Genomic DNA, 13,499 nt, shown 5'->3' on the forward strand with positions numbered 1-13,499 from the left:
GTGAATCCTGTTGAAAATTGTCTCGATGCATATTTACGGTTATGGGCAATTAGAAAATATTCAAATCGATGATTTAGCAGATTTTCAAGTTTTTTTTGGCGAGAACGAAGCCGGCAAATCAACCATTATGTCCTTTATTAACAGTATTTTATTTGGGTTTCCGACAAAACAGCAGGCCGAGCTGCGTTATGAGCCAAAGCACAGCACGAGGTACGGGGGAAGTATCAGAATTTTTCACGAACAGCTCGGGTTTGCTGTAATTGAACGTGTTAAAGGCAAGGCCGCTGGCGATGTAAAAGTCATCTTGGACAATGGCACTTTTGGCGGCGAAGAGCTTTTAAAAGACCTGTTGGGGAATTTTGATAAAGGACTGTTCCAGGCCATTTTTGCATTTAATATTCATGGGCTGCAAAATATTCACCAAATGAAGGGTGAAGAGCTGGGCAGATTTCTGTTTTCAGCTGGAACATTGGGAACGGAACGGCTGGCAAAGGCAGAAGCAGAGCTTCAAAAGGAGCTCGATTCCCGGTTTAAGCCTGGCGGAAAAAAACCTCCATTAAACGAAAAATTGCAAGAGCTTCATGAAATCAATGGGGAGTTAAAAAATGCCGCGGCAAAAGTGAAGGAATATGAACCTCTGATTGAAAAAAGAGAAAGGTTTCTCCAGGAATCGGAGAAAATGAATCAGGAGTTGGCAGATGTTCAGCTGCAATCGGAAAAATTAACCGAATGGAAACGAGTCCAATCGTTTGTAAAGGAAGAAAAGCTGACGCTAAATGAGCTTGAAGAACTGGGGCAGATCCAGTTTCCTGTCCGTGGCTTGGAAAGGCTGCAACAGCTAAATCAACTCATTCTTCCCCGCAAGGCAGAACTAGTCAGCTTGGAAGAAAGAATGGAAAAAGCAAAGCTTGATCTAATTGAGCTTGAACCTGATGAATCACTCGCAAAAGACGAGCCTGTCATTGTGAATTTGCTTAATCAAATTCCTGTATTGGAACAATTAACCCTTGAAAAAGGCCAGTATGAACAAAAATTGGCACACTTGGAAAAAGAGCTTACCGTTATTAACGAGAAACTCCATTTGCCGTTAAACGAAGAAGATATTCTAGCAATCAATACAAATATATATATGAAAAAACAGGTTGAAGACATTTCTAGACGCGGTGAAAAGCTATCGGAAACGAAGGCTGACCTCGATTATTTGCTTCAAGAAGAAAAAAATGCGCTGGAGCTAATGGAAAAGGAAGTACAGCTAACGTCTAGTCTGTGCCTGCCAAAACAAGAACGTGCACTTCTGGAGGAGCAGGTACAGGGAAATGACAAAAGAAGTCTTGAAGAAGAATTAAGGACGATTAGAGACAAACGGGATTTTTACCAGCATTCACTGAAGGCGGAGCAGGCATCGAGAACAAGGCTTAAGCAGCAATTTTTTGCGATTGAGTTTATCCTAATTGGGCTAACCGTATACGGCGCGCTTACAAAGCAATGGATTCTGCTGTTCTTGGGTTTGGGGGCCTGTGTCGTTTTTGCTGTGTTTATGTTCCAGAACCTAAAAAGTTCAAAACAAAATGAAACCAATCGAAAGCTCGAGGATTTAAAAAAACAAGAAACAAAGATAATTGAGAAACTCCAGTCGGAAGCATACCACGATACAGAAATAGCCGAAGAAAAATTAAAGCGCGACAACCAACGGATCGAGCAGTTGCAGGTTTTGAAGGTAAAGCTCCAGCAGCAGCAAGCCCAGCTTCGAAAAGTGATGTATAAATTAGAAACCTGGGAGCAGGAGTCTAAAGACCATCGAAAAGCCTTATTGACGATTGGCAGCGAGCTGAAAATACCCGAATATATGGCTGCCTCGTTTTTGTTGGAGGCTTTCGGCCAAATCGAAGAGTTTAAAGAGATCTGCCGGGAGAAACATCAGCTGCTTGAAAAAATAGCGAACATCAATCAGCAACAACAGCAGATTACGGATCAGCTAAAATACTATGAAAATCGCTATTTGTCTGAAAAAGGCCTTGATTTACATAAAACAGTCTATTTATTGAAGAAGAAGCTGGAGGAAGAACAGGAAAAACGGATTAAGCTTCGAGAAAGACGTGCAAAGTTAGCGGAAATGGAATCCGACCTGCAGCAAAAGAATAAAGAGCAAGAACAGCTGGAGGCTGAATATCTCAAGTTGTTGGGTGAAGCCAATGTGGAAACACCAAAGGAATTCTATGAACTTGGCGAAAAAGCGGAAAGACGGAGTGAGCTTTTGGATAAGCTCGAGAGCCTTCAAGGAAGGCTTCAGTTCTCCATCCTGTCAAAAGAAGAGTGTGAATATTACTTACACATTCATAATTGGGATGATTTAATTGAAGAGTGTCAGCAGCGTTCGCGGCAATTACAAGCTCGATTAAAGGAATTGCAAGAGGCCCAGGCCAAGGTCAAAGTTGAGATTGGGCTGCTTGAAGAAGGCGGTACCTATTCCGAAATCCTTCATCTCTACAAACGGAAAAAATTCGAACTGGAAGAGATGGCTAAAGAGTGGGCTGTTTATTCACTGGCCCAACATATTCTTTTGGAGACAATTGAAAAATACAAGAGTGAGCATTTGCCGCGAATGTTGGAGAAAGCAGAGGGATTTTTGGAGTTTCTTACAAGTGGAAACTACCAAAGAATTCACCCTCATCCAATCGGGACCGGATTCCTAGTCGAAAGGAAGGACCATACCCTATTTGAAGCGAATGAATTAAGCCAGGCCACTACAGAGCAACTTTATGTTTCTATTAGATTGGCTTTGGCGATCACTTTATTTGAAAAATATCAGTTTCCGATTATCATTGATGATGGCTTCGTTAATTTTGATGCTGCCAGAACGCAAAGGGTCATTGAGCTGCTAAAAAGCTTAGGACAAAAGCAAATTTTATTTTTTACCTGTCATCAGCATTTACTGCCGCTTTTTCCAAAGGAAAATATTATTCAATTGGAAAAAGGTGCTGTTCAGATAATTTCATAGAAAAAAAGTGGATTATGGTATACTCTAGCTAGAGGGAAGGAGCGTGGAGTGGTTGGCAAAAGGAATTTTGCATTATGAAGTCGGGGATCAGGTAGAATTATTCCTATTAATAAAAAATTCAACAAAAGGGATTGCCAGTAACGGGAAGCCGTTTTTGACCTTAATCCTACAGGACCAAAGCGGTGAAATTGAGGCAAAGCTTTGGGATGCAAATGAAGAGGATGAAAAAAATTATGCTCCGCAATCGATTGTAAAAATTCTTGGGGATGTCCAGAATTACCGTGGCAAAAGCCAATTGAAAATTCGCCAGATTCGCAAGACCAATCCTGCGGATAATGTAAAGCTGGAGGATTTCCTTGAGACTGCGCCATTAAGCCAGGATCAAATGGTCAGCAAGCTAACCCAATATATTTTTGATATGAAAAATCCGAACATCCAGCGGATTACCCGTCATTTAATCAAAAAACACCAAAAGGCATTTCTTGAATTTCCGGCTGCTACTAAAAATCATCATGAATTTGTTTCGGGCCTAGCCTATCATGTTGTCAGCATGCTTGATCTAGCCAAGGCAATTGCCGATCTTTATCCGAGCCTTGACCGGGACCTGCTGTATGCGGGGGTCATTTTGCACGATATGGGTAAGGTTATGGAGCTGTCCGGCCCGATTTCAACGGTCTATACGCTAGAGGGCAACTTGCTCGGTCATATCACCATCATGATTACTGAAATTGGCAAAGCAGCCGAAGAGCTGGGAATTAACGGAGAAGAAGTATTAATCCTTCAGCATTTGGTCCTTAGCCATCATGGAAAAGCCGAATGGGGCAGCCCAAAACCGCCGCTTGTGAAAGAAGCGGAAATCCTTCATTATATAGACAATCTTGATGCAAAAATGAACATGCTCGATCGTGCCTTGGAAAGGGTCAAGCCTGGAGAATTTACCGAGCGCGTTTTCGCTTTGGATAATCGTTCATTTTATAAACCTGTTTTTCACAAATAACCCGAGTCTCGGGTTATTTTTTTTTGCAAGTAAGCATAATTATGTAGTAAAAAAGTGGACAACCACTTTGAAGGGAGCAAGCGAAATTGACTATTCCTATTTGGGTTTATGCAGTAGTGGTTGGTATTATCATCAGTGCGTTAATGGCCATCAAGACAGGAAGAGAAGAGCGTGAATTAGAAATGGAGGATATCGAGCGCGAGGGCGAAATTTACATGAAGCGCCTGGAGCGGGAAAAGGAAGCACGAAAGGGACATAGTCAAAGTGCAACAGAATAAATAGAAGAGCGGAAGCGCCCGCGCGCTTCCGCTCTTCTTATTATTGGGCAGCTGTTCCAAGATTAAGGGCGTCTTTCAAGTCTTTGTCCTTAATTTTTACATCTGCATCTTTCAATTCCTTTTGCATGATTTCATTGATTTTCTCACTTGTTAGTTGTGAGGATTTCAATTCTTTTTCAAGATCTTTTTTTACTTTATCAAAAGAAGCATTTTCTCTTGTTTCAGTGACTTCAATAATATGGTATCCAAATTGGCTTTTCACTGGTGCGCTAATTTCATTTGCTTTCAATGCAAATGCAGCTTTTAGAAAGTCCTCATCCATTTGCGCATCAGGGCCAAACCATCCAAGGTCTCCACCAGCAGCTTTTGCAGCTTGGTCCGTAGAGTAAGTATTGCTTACGTCTTCAAACTTTTCCCCGGCATCCAGCTTTGCTTTCACTTCATTTGCTTTTGCTTCATCTTCAACCAGTATGTGTCGGGCTTTGATCTGTTTTTTATAGGTATTTTCGAAGTAGTCTTTTAATTCTTTATCAGTTACTTTAATATTCTCCATGGCGGCTTTTTCTTGAAGCATTCCAAGCTTCATCGTTTTCTTCAAGTCTTCTTCACTCTTATAGCCGTATTGCTGAAGCGTCATTTCAAAGTTCGCACCGAGATCTTTTTTCAATTGTTGCATCTTTTCGTCCAATTCCTTGTCTGTCACTTTATATTTTTTGGACAGGACCTTTTCATAAACGAGCTGTTGCAGTGCTTGCTCCCCGAATTTATCCTTCATGACATTATAAAGCTCTTCTTGGCTAACATCACCTGCTTTAGTCTCTGCGACTTTTTCAGAACTTGCACCATTACATGCGCTTAATCCAAGAACCCCACCGGCTAATGTGAGGGCTAAAATCCATTTTTTCATGATTTTTCTCTCCTAAACAGTAAATTCTTTTGGGCTTTTGTCCACATCCTCTACTATAACATAAATGGGAACGGCTGCAAAAAATAAATTCATTTTTTTGTAAACTGAAATATACCCAATATCTTGAGTAGACTTTTCCCGAAAAATGGGGTAATGGCCTAGTCGAAATGTATATCGTATGAATAGTATATCGTAGCAATAAATGAAAACTAGGTGTGGACGATTCCGTTAGGACGGTTCATGAAGCTGGTTGAATTTATGCGTTATGACAATAAAGGAGGTAAAAAGCATGTCAGGAGGAGCTGGTTACGGAGCAGGCTTTGCGTTAATCGTAGTTCTTTTCATCCTATTGGTTATCGTTGGGGCCGCTTGGATTTGGTAATGAGGCAATAGGAAAAGCGATGAGAATATACTCATCGCTTGTTTTTTTGCAAGCTCTACTATGTATACAGGATTTCCACATACGAAGAAACCAGCAGGATGGTGACCAGTACGTTAATAGTCCGAAAAACTTTGTGTTGACGGTCTTCAGGTATTTCTTTTTGGATGCAAAGGGTGCTCGTCATTTTATTGACATAAAACAAGATAAAAACGGCCAAGACAATAAAAATGGAGATCATCACTGATTCCCTCCTTATGGTTAATAATGCGCTTTTCTCTTTACAATATCAAAAATTGCCTCAAAAAGATAGTGATATAGATTGGAAGAATGGCAGATTATTTTTTTGCGCGAGCATCTCGATTCTTAATTTTTTGCTATTCCAGACAAAAGGTTTACCCTTGCCGGAAATGGGTGAATAATAAATATATAAAGATTTACAGTGGAATGAGGATTACAATATGCAGGAATATGAACGGCTAAAAGCAAGGGTGGATTTACTCCAATATCATCAAAAGTTGTTATTGGAGCTGGTCGATAACCCTAAGCTTTCATTTTATCGATTAGTGATCGAGTCCGGGATTACCGAAACTGAAATCACCAATTTTTATTCTTTATGTGATAAATTGAGCAAAAAAATGGCAGAACAAAAAGCGGAAGGATATGTGAACTTTCATCCGCTTTTCGAAGAGCTATTATTTTCCATGCCGGTAAGTCTGGATGCAAGTAAGGTTGTAAAGGCCTGCTTGGATCAAGATTTATACAGGCCCATGTTTATGGAGTTCGCCAAATACATTTAACAAGTTTAGGCCAGTTCATGTTCTTCAGTGGTTTCCGCTTTTTTAAGCCTGCCATTTTCTTCGATAAATTTGGTTTCAATATTATGGAAGGAACGCTCGAAAATTTCCATGAAATCATCGCCATAAATGTTGCGAATAATGGCCATTATTTCAATAATATCCGGAAACTTGCCATACAAGGCCCTTAACGGCAATGCGCCAGTGAATGCAGCATTTCCATCCGGATGATAGGTTTCCATTGATTTTAGGAGAAGGTCCTCGCCTTCCTTAGTCAACTGGATGTAAGTATTGCGCTTATCATTTTCTTTTTTTGAAAACTTCAACAAACCTCTCTCTTCTAACTTTTTTGAAAAATTAAAAGCGGTTGAGACGTGCATTACCCCAAATTTTGCAACATCAGAGATCGAAGCACCATTTAAATGATAGGCAATCCAAAGAATATGGTGTTCATTAATATTTAAATCATACGGTTTAATCCATTGCTGCCAGTCTTTCTCAATTGATTTCCATAACGCTTTACTAAGTTGCGCAATTCTTTGACTAAAAAGCATCGCTTCCTTCATTGAATATTCTTTCTCTGTCATCCCCATTTTCACCTACTTTATTATTACTCTACTATCATTATGCCAATAAAATAAAAATTAATAAAGAAAAAATTCACAAAATTTTAGAAATTGTAATACTTATATTTTAATTTTTAATATAATTCGGTTTTATTTTCATTATTCCTGCTAGAAAATGGCAACTTTTTAGAAAAATAATAGATAAAAAGATTTCCTCAAATAGTTTAGCCCATCCGTCTCATAGGAATGGACGATAAAACATATAATTAGTTACAACATCATTCAAAATATTGAATCCTATCAGGGGGACAACAAAATGAAGAGTGCTGCTGTGATCTTTTTTATTTTATGTGCCATTTCGTTTTTGGGTGCCGGTAAATATTTTATGGACTTGCAAAGACCTGGTGTTTATCCACCGAAGCAGATGTTAAAAAAACGGGCTGGAACTTTGGCTGCAGGTGGTGGGGTCTGTTTATTGATAGGGTTCCTTTTTTCTTTCTTTCAATAGAATAGTAAATTTAAGAAAAGAACCCGGATGGGTTCTTTTCTTTGTCTGATCATCCGGTCATTATTTTTGAATGACGGCATTTGATGACGATAAGTTTGTTCTTTTAAAAATGGATTGAGCAATTGGATACAAAATAACCATTACTACTGTATTGATGGCGGTAGCCGGTAAAACTGCAACTCCAAACAGAGCAGCAAACGGGCCAGGTAAGCCAACGATTAAGTAGGCAGAACCTAAAAACACCGTACCAGAAACGAGTGTGCCAATCGCAGTCAATACGCCAACACTCACAATGTTAGTTCGGTACTTTTTGAGTGCCAAAAACAAACCGAAAAAGACCAATGCAGTGATAGGCTTATCAATGATATTTGGAATTTGGCCGCCAGGGAACCCGGTGGTTAATGCAGTTAATACACCGGTAACAATCGATAGCAGGATGACACTTTTGATTTCAGGAATTAGAATAATTCCCAAAAACATCATCGCCAGCATCATATCTGGCTTGATCGGGAAAGCCGGCATTACCGCATGGAGGACTACTCCAATTCCCGCTAATAGTGCTAAGATAGTCAGTTTTTTCGTATTCATTTCTCATCTCTCCTCTGCTTTTCTAAGCTATTTATTCCTCCTGTAGTGCACTCGTTGCCTGCAGCGAAGAATTTACAAACATTATAACATAATAGTATCCTATAAATAAAGATATAATTTTCAGACAATTAGCACCTTATTTTATGAAAGGTGCTTGGAAATGGTGGAGGCAATATCCCGGAGCATTTCTGGCGTGTAGTCGCTTTGATTATTTTTCCAAACTGCCCCAAATCCGTCACCTGTTCCATAGCGCGGGATTAAATGGAGGTGGAAATGGAAAACTGATTGTCCGGCTTTTTCCCCATTATTATTAATCGTATTTAAACCTACTGGTTCAAATTCCGTTTTTAACGCATTTGCGATTGCCGGAACGACTTCATAAAGATTTCTTGCGATTTCAGGTGTCAATTCATAGATGTTTTCTTTATGTACTTTCGGGATCACCAGCGTATGTCCTTTGGTTACCTGACTAATGTCGAGAAATGCTAAAACATGTTCATTTTCAAATACCTTGGCTGATGGAATTTCGCCATTAACGATCTTACAAAAAATACAATTACTCATTTGCTCTTGCCACAACCTTTCTTCGTTTTGGCTAATCAGAATTTATATTCATAAATTCTGAACGCATAAATTCAACTAAGCCTCTGTCTTCGTCCTAACGGACTCGCCAGTCGGCGAGTTTTCATTTATTTGTATATTTTACCATACAAGGACAGAAAAAGAAAAAGGCAGGATTCGCATGGAATCCCGCCTTCTCGAAGGGGAAACTGCTTCAATTTTTACGTTCATCAGGAGTGTTCTTTGATAAACACCTCATTTGGCATTAGAGTGTTGTTATAAAGAATCATCTTTGTTCAAGCTGACCATCCCCTAAGTGTTTTTATTGGTTATCCTCACCTTTAAAAACGGACATAGTCTGCGATAAACACCTCATTTACAGTTTATTGTCCATAAACTATGGTGTTATTTGAACTCCAAATGGTTACTTTGCACATTGTACATTACAACCATCCCCTTATTTGAAACGATTTTTAGAAGCTCTCTGGTTTGAAACGGACATTGTCTTTTGTAGACACCTCATTTCAATTGTGTGATGAATCTCTTCATCAGGAGAACTCCCCTTCGAAAATTATGATGCCCACCCACATAGGTTATATACAAAAATAAACTCAAAAAATTGCTGTTAAAGTTTTTAGTAGCTCAGCCTATTTGATAAAATAGAGAAAATACCATGCTACGGAAGGGCGTTGTCAATGGCTTTATTAACAATCGATAACCTTGTCGGAGGTTATACGAGGAATCCTGTGTTAAAAGATATTTCCTTTGAAGTGAAGGAAAAAGAATTGGTTGGTTTAATCGGTTTGAATGGGGCGGGAAAAAGTACGTCCATCAAGCACATTATCGGATTGATGGAACCGCACCAGGGTGTGATAAAAATAAAAGGAAAAACATTCACTGAAAATAAAGAGGCCTATCGCCGCATGTTTAGCTTTGTTCCGGAAACGCCAATTTTATATGAGGAATTGACGCTTGAGGAGCATTTGCGTTTGGCTGCGATGGCCTATGGGTTAACCGAGACGGAGTATAAGCAGCGGGTGACTCCGCTGTTGTCAGAATTCAGAATGGAAAAACGCTTAAACTGGTTCCCGGCCCATTTTTCCAAAGGGATGAAACAAAAGGTGATGATTATGTGCGCGTTTTTGGTGCAGCCATCGCTTTATATTGTTGATGAGCCGTTTGTCGGCCTCGATCCGTTGGGGATACAGTCATTGCTTGATTTGATGAAAAAAATGAAGGATGCGGGAGCGGGGATTTTAATGTCGACCCATATTCTTGCCACCGCTGAAAAATATTGCGACCGGTTCGTGATTTTACATGAAGGCAAAATTCGGGCTCAGGGGACCTTAGAACAATTAAGGGAGCAATTTTCGATGCCGTCTGCATCCCTTGACGACATCTATATTCAATTAACAAAGGAAGAAAATTATGTTTGATGACAAGAAGTTATGGAGGGACCGTGCGAGCGCCCGGATGAAGGATTTGGGGCGATACCTACGCTACATATTCAACGGTCACCTTGTCATTGTGTTGTTATTTCTAATAGGTACTGGAGCTTTTTATTATCAACAATGGGTCCAAACTCTTCCTGCAGATTTCCCTGCGGAGCTTATTATTGCCGTTTTTGTTGGTTTATTCCTGACTTATAGTCCTGTATACAACTTTTTGTTTGAAGCGGACAAAGTGTTTATCATTCCGCTGGAGGACAGACTAAAAGGGTATTTTTGGCGGTCAGGAGTCGTAAGTTTTGTATTTCAAGGTTACATACTTTTAATGGTTTTGGCAGTCTTTATGCCAATGTATGCCAAAGTAAGCAATACAGGATTCAGCTTGTTTTTTCCGTTCTTATTAGTCCTGTTGGCAGTCAAATCATGGAATTTGGCGGCAAGCTGGCAGATGGATTATTATGTTCAGCCATCTGTTAGAAGATCGGACATGGCTGTCCGTTATTTTATGAATGTAACATTTGCCTATTTATTATTAGAACAAGCGAGCTGGCCAATTCTAATGGTAATTGGTTTCCTGATGGCCTTTTATTTTTGGTACTTTTACAGCCGGACCAGGAAAATGGGATTAAAATGGGACTTGTTAATTGACCAGGAAGAAAAACGGATGGCATCGTTTTATCGGCTTGCGAACTTGTTTACCGACGTGCCAAAACTAAAGGATTCTGTTAAGCGAAGAAAATGGCTGGATGTCTTTGTTAAAAGTATTCCATTCACGCAGGAAAAAACTTATTTGTATTTGTTTACACGTACTTTTTTAAGAGCGTCCGACTATCTCGGTTTGTTTATTCGATTGGCCGTGATTGGCGTATTGGGGATTTATTTTATTTCATTTGGATTGGGTCAAATTTTGCTAGGCGTTTTATTTCTATATTTAACAGGCTTTCAATTACTGCCGTTGTGGAAGCATCATCAAAACAAACTCTGGGTTGACCTGTATCCAGTTGCTGAAGCATCAAAACAAAAGGACTTTCGGTTTTTGTTAATGGTGATTATGTCAATTGAAACGATAATTTTTGCAACAGTTATTGGCATCAAAGGTGAAGTTGTCCTAGCGTTGTTTGAGCTGCTAGCTGGTCTATTGTTTAGCTATGTTTTCGTTTATTTTTACAGCAAGAAGCGTATAAAAGCTTAAACGAAGTGGAAGGGCCAGTTGTCCCTTCCGCTTTTTTGAAACTTTGTGAGCAATCCCTTCGTAAAAAAGAATACAATTGTTGTAAGGGGTGGGCAGTGTGAACGAATATGAGTTAAAAGTATACGATGAGGTTCAGGAATGGAAGCGGCGTATCACAAAAAGATCGGGAATGATGAATAGGCTATCTAAAAAAGCGCAGGCAAAGGTCAATGAAGTGATACCGGAAAAAGTCCACGAGATTATGACCGAAAGTATTAAATCCATGGTAAAAGCTACGTTATTTGGCTCGCAAATGACTACGAATAGAAATCAAGCAGAGGGTTTGACACTTGAGGAAAAAGACGAGCTAGTGCGAAAGAAAATCTCCACTTATCAGAAAACTGCAATGGTGGAAGGGGCGGGGACGGGGGCCGGTGGAATTTTGCTCGGACTTGCTGACTTTCCATTGCTTTTGACGATAAAAATGAAGTTTTTGTTTGATGCCGCGGCTATCTATGGCTTTGATACCAAACAATACGAGGAGCGTCTATTTATGCTGCATGTATTTCAGCTTGCTTTTTCCAGTGATGAGATCCGCCGGAACACATTGGTCGAAATTGAAAATTGGGAGAGCCGAAAGCAGGTTTTAGCAGAAATGGACTGGCGCAAATTTCAGCAGGAGTACCGAGATTATATTGATTTTGTTAAAATGCTACAGCTGGTGCCGGGTATTGGGGCATTTGTGGGTGCCTATGCCAATAACAATCTCCTGAAAAATTTGGGTGAGACGGCAATGAATGCATACCGGTTGCGCATACTGCAAAAAGCCCCTGAACTTTAAGTCAGGGGCACGTTTTTTAGCTAATGGACCTTGATTGCGGCTGTTCCAAGTGTTTTGGCCGCTATCAGCATTCCACGCTCATCAATATCAAATTTTGGATGGTGATGCGGGTAGCCTTCACTGTTTAGTGGTTTGGCGCCTGTAAAAAAGAAGGTTCCCGGTACCTTTTCCAAATAATAAGCGAAATCTTCCCCGCCCATTTGTGGCTCTGATTTTTCTATAATATTGACCTCCGGCACATCCTTCGCGCAGTAAATCAGGAATTCCGTTTCATTTGCATGGTTCACCACTGCCGGGTAGCCACGGTAATAGTTGTATTTGTATGTGCTGTCTGATAGATAGCAAGTTCCATGTGTGATCCGTTCCATTTCGTTCTCAATAAACGTCCTGATTTCTTCATTAAAAGTTCGAACAGTGCCAACAAGCTTTGCTTTGTCAGCAATGACATTGAAGGCATTTTCAGCTGTGAAGGAAGCAACGGTTACGACTGCTGATTCTACCGGGTTAACCTTGCGGCTGACGATTTGCTGAAGGTTTAGGACAAGCTGCGAAGCCGTGACAATCGCATCCTTGGTTTTATGAGGCTGAGCGCCATGTCCGCCCTTCCCCTGGATTTCGATTTCAAAGCGATCGGCCGCAGCCATGATTGGGCCATTTCGATACTGGATTTTCCCTGTTGGCTCTCCAGCCCATAAATGTGTGCCAAAAATGACGTCCACACCGTCCAAGCAGCCGGCTTCAATCATTGATTTGGCACCGCCCGGCGCATATTCCTCCGCGTGTTGGTGGATAAAGATATAGGTTCCCTTGAGTTCATCCTTTAGTTCATTTATGGCCTTGGCGAGGATTAAGAGGGTGGCCGTATGACCATCATGTCCGCAGGCGTGCATGACGCCAGGAACAGTGGATTTATAGGGGACGTCTTTTTCGTCCTGAATTGGGAGGGCATCGAAGTCCGCCCTTAGGGCAACTGTTTTTCCGGGCTTTTTCCCATGCACCCGTGCAACAACACCATTCCCGCCGACATTGCCTTTTACTTCAATATCAAGTTTTTCATAGAATGACTGAATGAATTTTGCCGTTTCTTTTTCCTGAAAAGAAAGCTCAGGATGCTGATGCAGGTAGCGGCGGATGGCGACCATTTCCTTATAATAGCCTTCCAATTTGGCAAACAGACGGTTTAGCATATGTAAAAGCCCCCTTTTGATTGTGGTTATTTTCAAACTATTTTAACATTTTTATAGTGAGTTGGGGAATAAAACAACACGAGGCTGAAAATTAGTTCAGCCCCGGTTCACATTTTTATATTAAAAACATCGCCACAATTGTCGTGACAACCAACCCGATGACAACCGGAACCAGATTTCTGCGTGCCAGCTCGAATGGGTCGACATTACAAATGGCGGCAGCCGGTATTAATGCCCATGGAATAAGGGTACCGCCGCCGATGAAAGACATGT

16 protein-coding genes are annotated in these 13,499 nt (G+C 40.6%); 9 read left to right on the forward strand and 7 right to left on the reverse strand.

Annotated features, from left to right (window positions below; all coding sequences use genetic code 11):
- Window positions 1–10: 10 nt before the first annotated feature.
- From AR334_RS20615 to AR334_RS20625, 3 genes are all read left to right on the forward strand, one after another.
- Window positions 11–2,998 carry an AAA family ATPase gene (locus AR334_RS20615; RefSeq protein WP_066316766.1) on the forward strand — a complete coding sequence of 996 codons (2,988 nt, stop codon included), beginning with the start codon at window positions 11–13 and terminating at the stop codon, window positions 2,996–2,998.
- 52 nt (window positions 2,999–3,050) lie between these two features.
- Window positions 3,051–3,995 carry a 3'-5' exoribonuclease YhaM gene (yhaM, locus tag AR334_RS20620; protein WP_066316769.1) on the forward strand — a complete coding sequence of 315 codons (945 nt, stop codon included), beginning with the start codon at window positions 3,051–3,053 and terminating at the stop codon, window positions 3,993–3,995.
- 86 nt (window positions 3,996–4,081) lie between these two features.
- Entirely contained in the window at window positions 4,082–4,273 is a 192-nt protein-coding gene (locus tag AR334_RS20625; protein ID WP_066316774.1) for a sporulation YhaL family protein, read from the forward strand.
- A 40-nt stretch (window positions 4,274–4,313) separates the two neighbouring features.
- On the opposite strand, the gene AR334_RS20630 is transcribed toward AR334_RS20625, so the two are convergent.
- Window positions 4,314–5,180, reverse strand: coding sequence for a peptidylprolyl isomerase (locus AR334_RS20630; RefSeq protein ID WP_066316777.1), 867 nt, complete (start codon window positions 5,178–5,180; stop codon window positions 4,314–4,316).
- A 265-nt stretch (window positions 5,181–5,445) separates the two neighbouring features.
- Here AR334_RS20630 and AR334_RS20635 point away from each other — a divergent pair, with 265 nt between their 5' ends.
- On the forward strand, window positions 5,446–5,562 hold the full coding sequence (locus tag AR334_RS20635; RefSeq protein ID WP_253701331.1) for a YjcZ family sporulation protein: 117 nt from the start codon (window positions 5,446–5,448) through the stop codon (window positions 5,560–5,562).
- A 58-nt stretch (window positions 5,563–5,620) separates the two neighbouring features.
- Here AR334_RS20635 and AR334_RS20640 read toward each other — a convergent pair whose 3' ends face one another.
- The gene (locus AR334_RS20640) at window positions 5,621–5,800 is read right to left on the reverse strand and encodes a hypothetical protein (RefSeq protein WP_066316782.1); all 180 of its coding nucleotides are present in this window, start codon (window positions 5,798–5,800) and stop codon (window positions 5,621–5,623) included.
- Window positions 5,801–6,020: 220 nt separating this feature from the next.
- On the opposite strand from AR334_RS20640, the gene AR334_RS20645 reads away from it, so the two are divergent.
- On the forward strand, window positions 6,021–6,359 hold the full coding sequence (locus AR334_RS20645; RefSeq protein WP_066316785.1) for a DUF1878 family protein: 339 nt from the start codon (window positions 6,021–6,023) through the stop codon (window positions 6,357–6,359).
- Between the two features lie 5 nt (window positions 6,360–6,364).
- On the opposite strand, the gene AR334_RS20650 is transcribed toward AR334_RS20645, so the two are convergent.
- Window positions 6,365–6,949 carry an HTH-type transcriptional regulator Hpr gene (locus tag AR334_RS20650; protein ID WP_172799269.1) on the reverse strand — a complete coding sequence of 195 codons (585 nt, stop codon included), beginning with the start codon at window positions 6,947–6,949 and terminating at the stop codon, window positions 6,365–6,367.
- A 289-nt stretch (window positions 6,950–7,238) separates the two neighbouring features.
- On the opposite strand from AR334_RS20650, the gene AR334_RS20655 reads away from it, so the two are divergent.
- Window positions 7,239–7,430, forward strand: coding sequence for a hypothetical protein (locus tag AR334_RS20655; RefSeq protein WP_066316791.1), 192 nt, complete (start codon window positions 7,239–7,241; stop codon window positions 7,428–7,430).
- Between the two features lie 60 nt (window positions 7,431–7,490).
- On the opposite strand, the gene AR334_RS20660 is transcribed toward AR334_RS20655, so the two are convergent.
- Both AR334_RS20660 and AR334_RS20665 read right to left on the reverse strand, forming a co-directional pair.
- A complete protein-coding gene (locus AR334_RS20660; RefSeq protein ID WP_066316795.1) occupies window positions 7,491–8,018 on the reverse strand; it encodes a tryptophan transporter in 528 nt (175 codons plus the stop codon).
- Between the two features lie 141 nt (window positions 8,019–8,159).
- Window positions 8,160–8,582: an HIT family protein gene (locus AR334_RS20665; RefSeq protein ID WP_066316798.1), complete on the reverse strand. Its 423-nt coding sequence runs from the start codon at window positions 8,580–8,582 to the stop codon at window positions 8,160–8,162.
- A 692-nt stretch (window positions 8,583–9,274) separates the two neighbouring features.
- On the opposite strand from AR334_RS20665, the gene AR334_RS20670 reads away from it, so the two are divergent.
- The 3 genes from AR334_RS20670 (at window position 9,275) to AR334_RS20680 (ending at window position 12,039) form a co-directional block, all read left to right on the forward strand.
- Entirely contained in the window at window positions 9,275–10,015 is a 741-nt protein-coding gene (locus AR334_RS20670) for an ABC transporter ATP-binding protein (protein ID WP_066316801.1), read from the forward strand.
- Window positions 10,008–11,219, forward strand: a complete 1,212-nt coding sequence (locus tag AR334_RS20675) for an ABC transporter permease (protein ID WP_066316804.1) — start codon at window positions 10,008–10,010, stop codon at window positions 11,217–11,219. Before AR334_RS20670 ends, AR334_RS20675 begins: the two co-directional genes overlap by 8 nt.
- Window positions 11,220–11,316: 97 nt before the next feature.
- On the forward strand, window positions 11,317–12,039 hold the full coding sequence (locus AR334_RS20680; protein ID WP_066316807.1) for an EcsC family protein: 723 nt from the start codon (window positions 11,317–11,319) through the stop codon (window positions 12,037–12,039).
- Between the two features lie 20 nt (window positions 12,040–12,059).
- Here the strand turns inward: AR334_RS20680 and AR334_RS20685 are convergent, their stop codons facing one another.
- Complete coding sequence (locus tag AR334_RS20685) at window positions 12,060–13,226, reverse strand: M20 family metallopeptidase (protein WP_066316811.1); 1,167 nt, start codon at window positions 13,224–13,226, stop codon at window positions 12,060–12,062.
- A gap of 115 nt (window positions 13,227–13,341) precedes the next feature.
- Window positions 13,342–13,497 carry a hypothetical protein gene (locus AR334_RS29620; protein WP_156431350.1) on the reverse strand — a complete coding sequence of 52 codons (156 nt, stop codon included), beginning with the start codon at window positions 13,495–13,497 and terminating at the stop codon, window positions 13,342–13,344.
- Window positions 13,498–13,499 lie beyond the last annotated feature (2 nt).

It is taken from the genome of Bacillus sp. FJAT-29814, assembly GCF_001510715.1.
In the GTDB taxonomy this organism is placed as follows: domain Bacteria; phylum Bacillota; class Bacilli; order Bacillales; family Cytobacillaceae; genus Neobacillus.

Excerpts from the sequence above, each read along its gene's own strand:
- AR334_RS20630 (WP_066316777.1), bottom strand. The coding sequence starts at position 5,180 with ATGAAAAAATGGATTTTAGCCCTCACATTAGCCGGTGGGGTTCTTGGA.
- AR334_RS20635 (WP_253701331.1), top strand. The coding sequence starts at position 5,446 with ATGACAATAAAGGAGGTAAAAAGCATGTCAGGAGGAGCTGGTTACGGA.
- AR334_RS20640 (WP_066316782.1), bottom strand. The coding sequence starts at position 5,800 with ATGATCTCCATTTTTATTGTCTTGGCCGTTTTTATCTTGTTTTATGTC.
- AR334_RS20645 (WP_066316785.1), top strand. The coding sequence starts at position 6,021 with ATGCAGGAATATGAACGGCTAAAAGCAAGGGTGGATTTACTCCAATAT.
- AR334_RS20650 (WP_172799269.1), bottom strand. The coding sequence starts at position 6,949 with ATGGGGATGACAGAGAAAGAATATTCAATGAAGGAAGCGATGCTTTTT.
- AR334_RS20655 (WP_066316791.1), top strand. The coding sequence starts at position 7,239 with ATGAAGAGTGCTGCTGTGATCTTTTTTATTTTATGTGCCATTTCGTTT.
- AR334_RS20660 (WP_066316795.1), bottom strand. The coding sequence starts at position 8,018 with ATGAATACGAAAAAACTGACTATCTTAGCACTATTAGCGGGAATTGGA.
- AR334_RS20665 (WP_066316798.1), bottom strand. The coding sequence starts at position 8,582 with ATGAGTAATTGTATTTTTTGTAAGATCGTTAATGGCGAAATTCCATCA.
- AR334_RS20670 (WP_066316801.1), top strand. The coding sequence starts at position 9,275 with ATGGCTTTATTAACAATCGATAACCTTGTCGGAGGTTATACGAGGAAT.
- AR334_RS20675 (WP_066316804.1), top strand. The coding sequence starts at position 10,008 with ATGTTTGATGACAAGAAGTTATGGAGGGACCGTGCGAGCGCCCGGATG.
- AR334_RS20685 (WP_066316811.1), bottom strand. The coding sequence starts at position 13,226 with ATGCTAAACCGTCTGTTTGCCAAATTGGAAGGCTATTATAAGGAAATG.
- AR334_RS29620 (WP_156431350.1), bottom strand. The coding sequence starts at position 13,497 with ATGTCTTTCATCGGCGGCGGTACCCTTATTCCATGGGCATTAATACCG.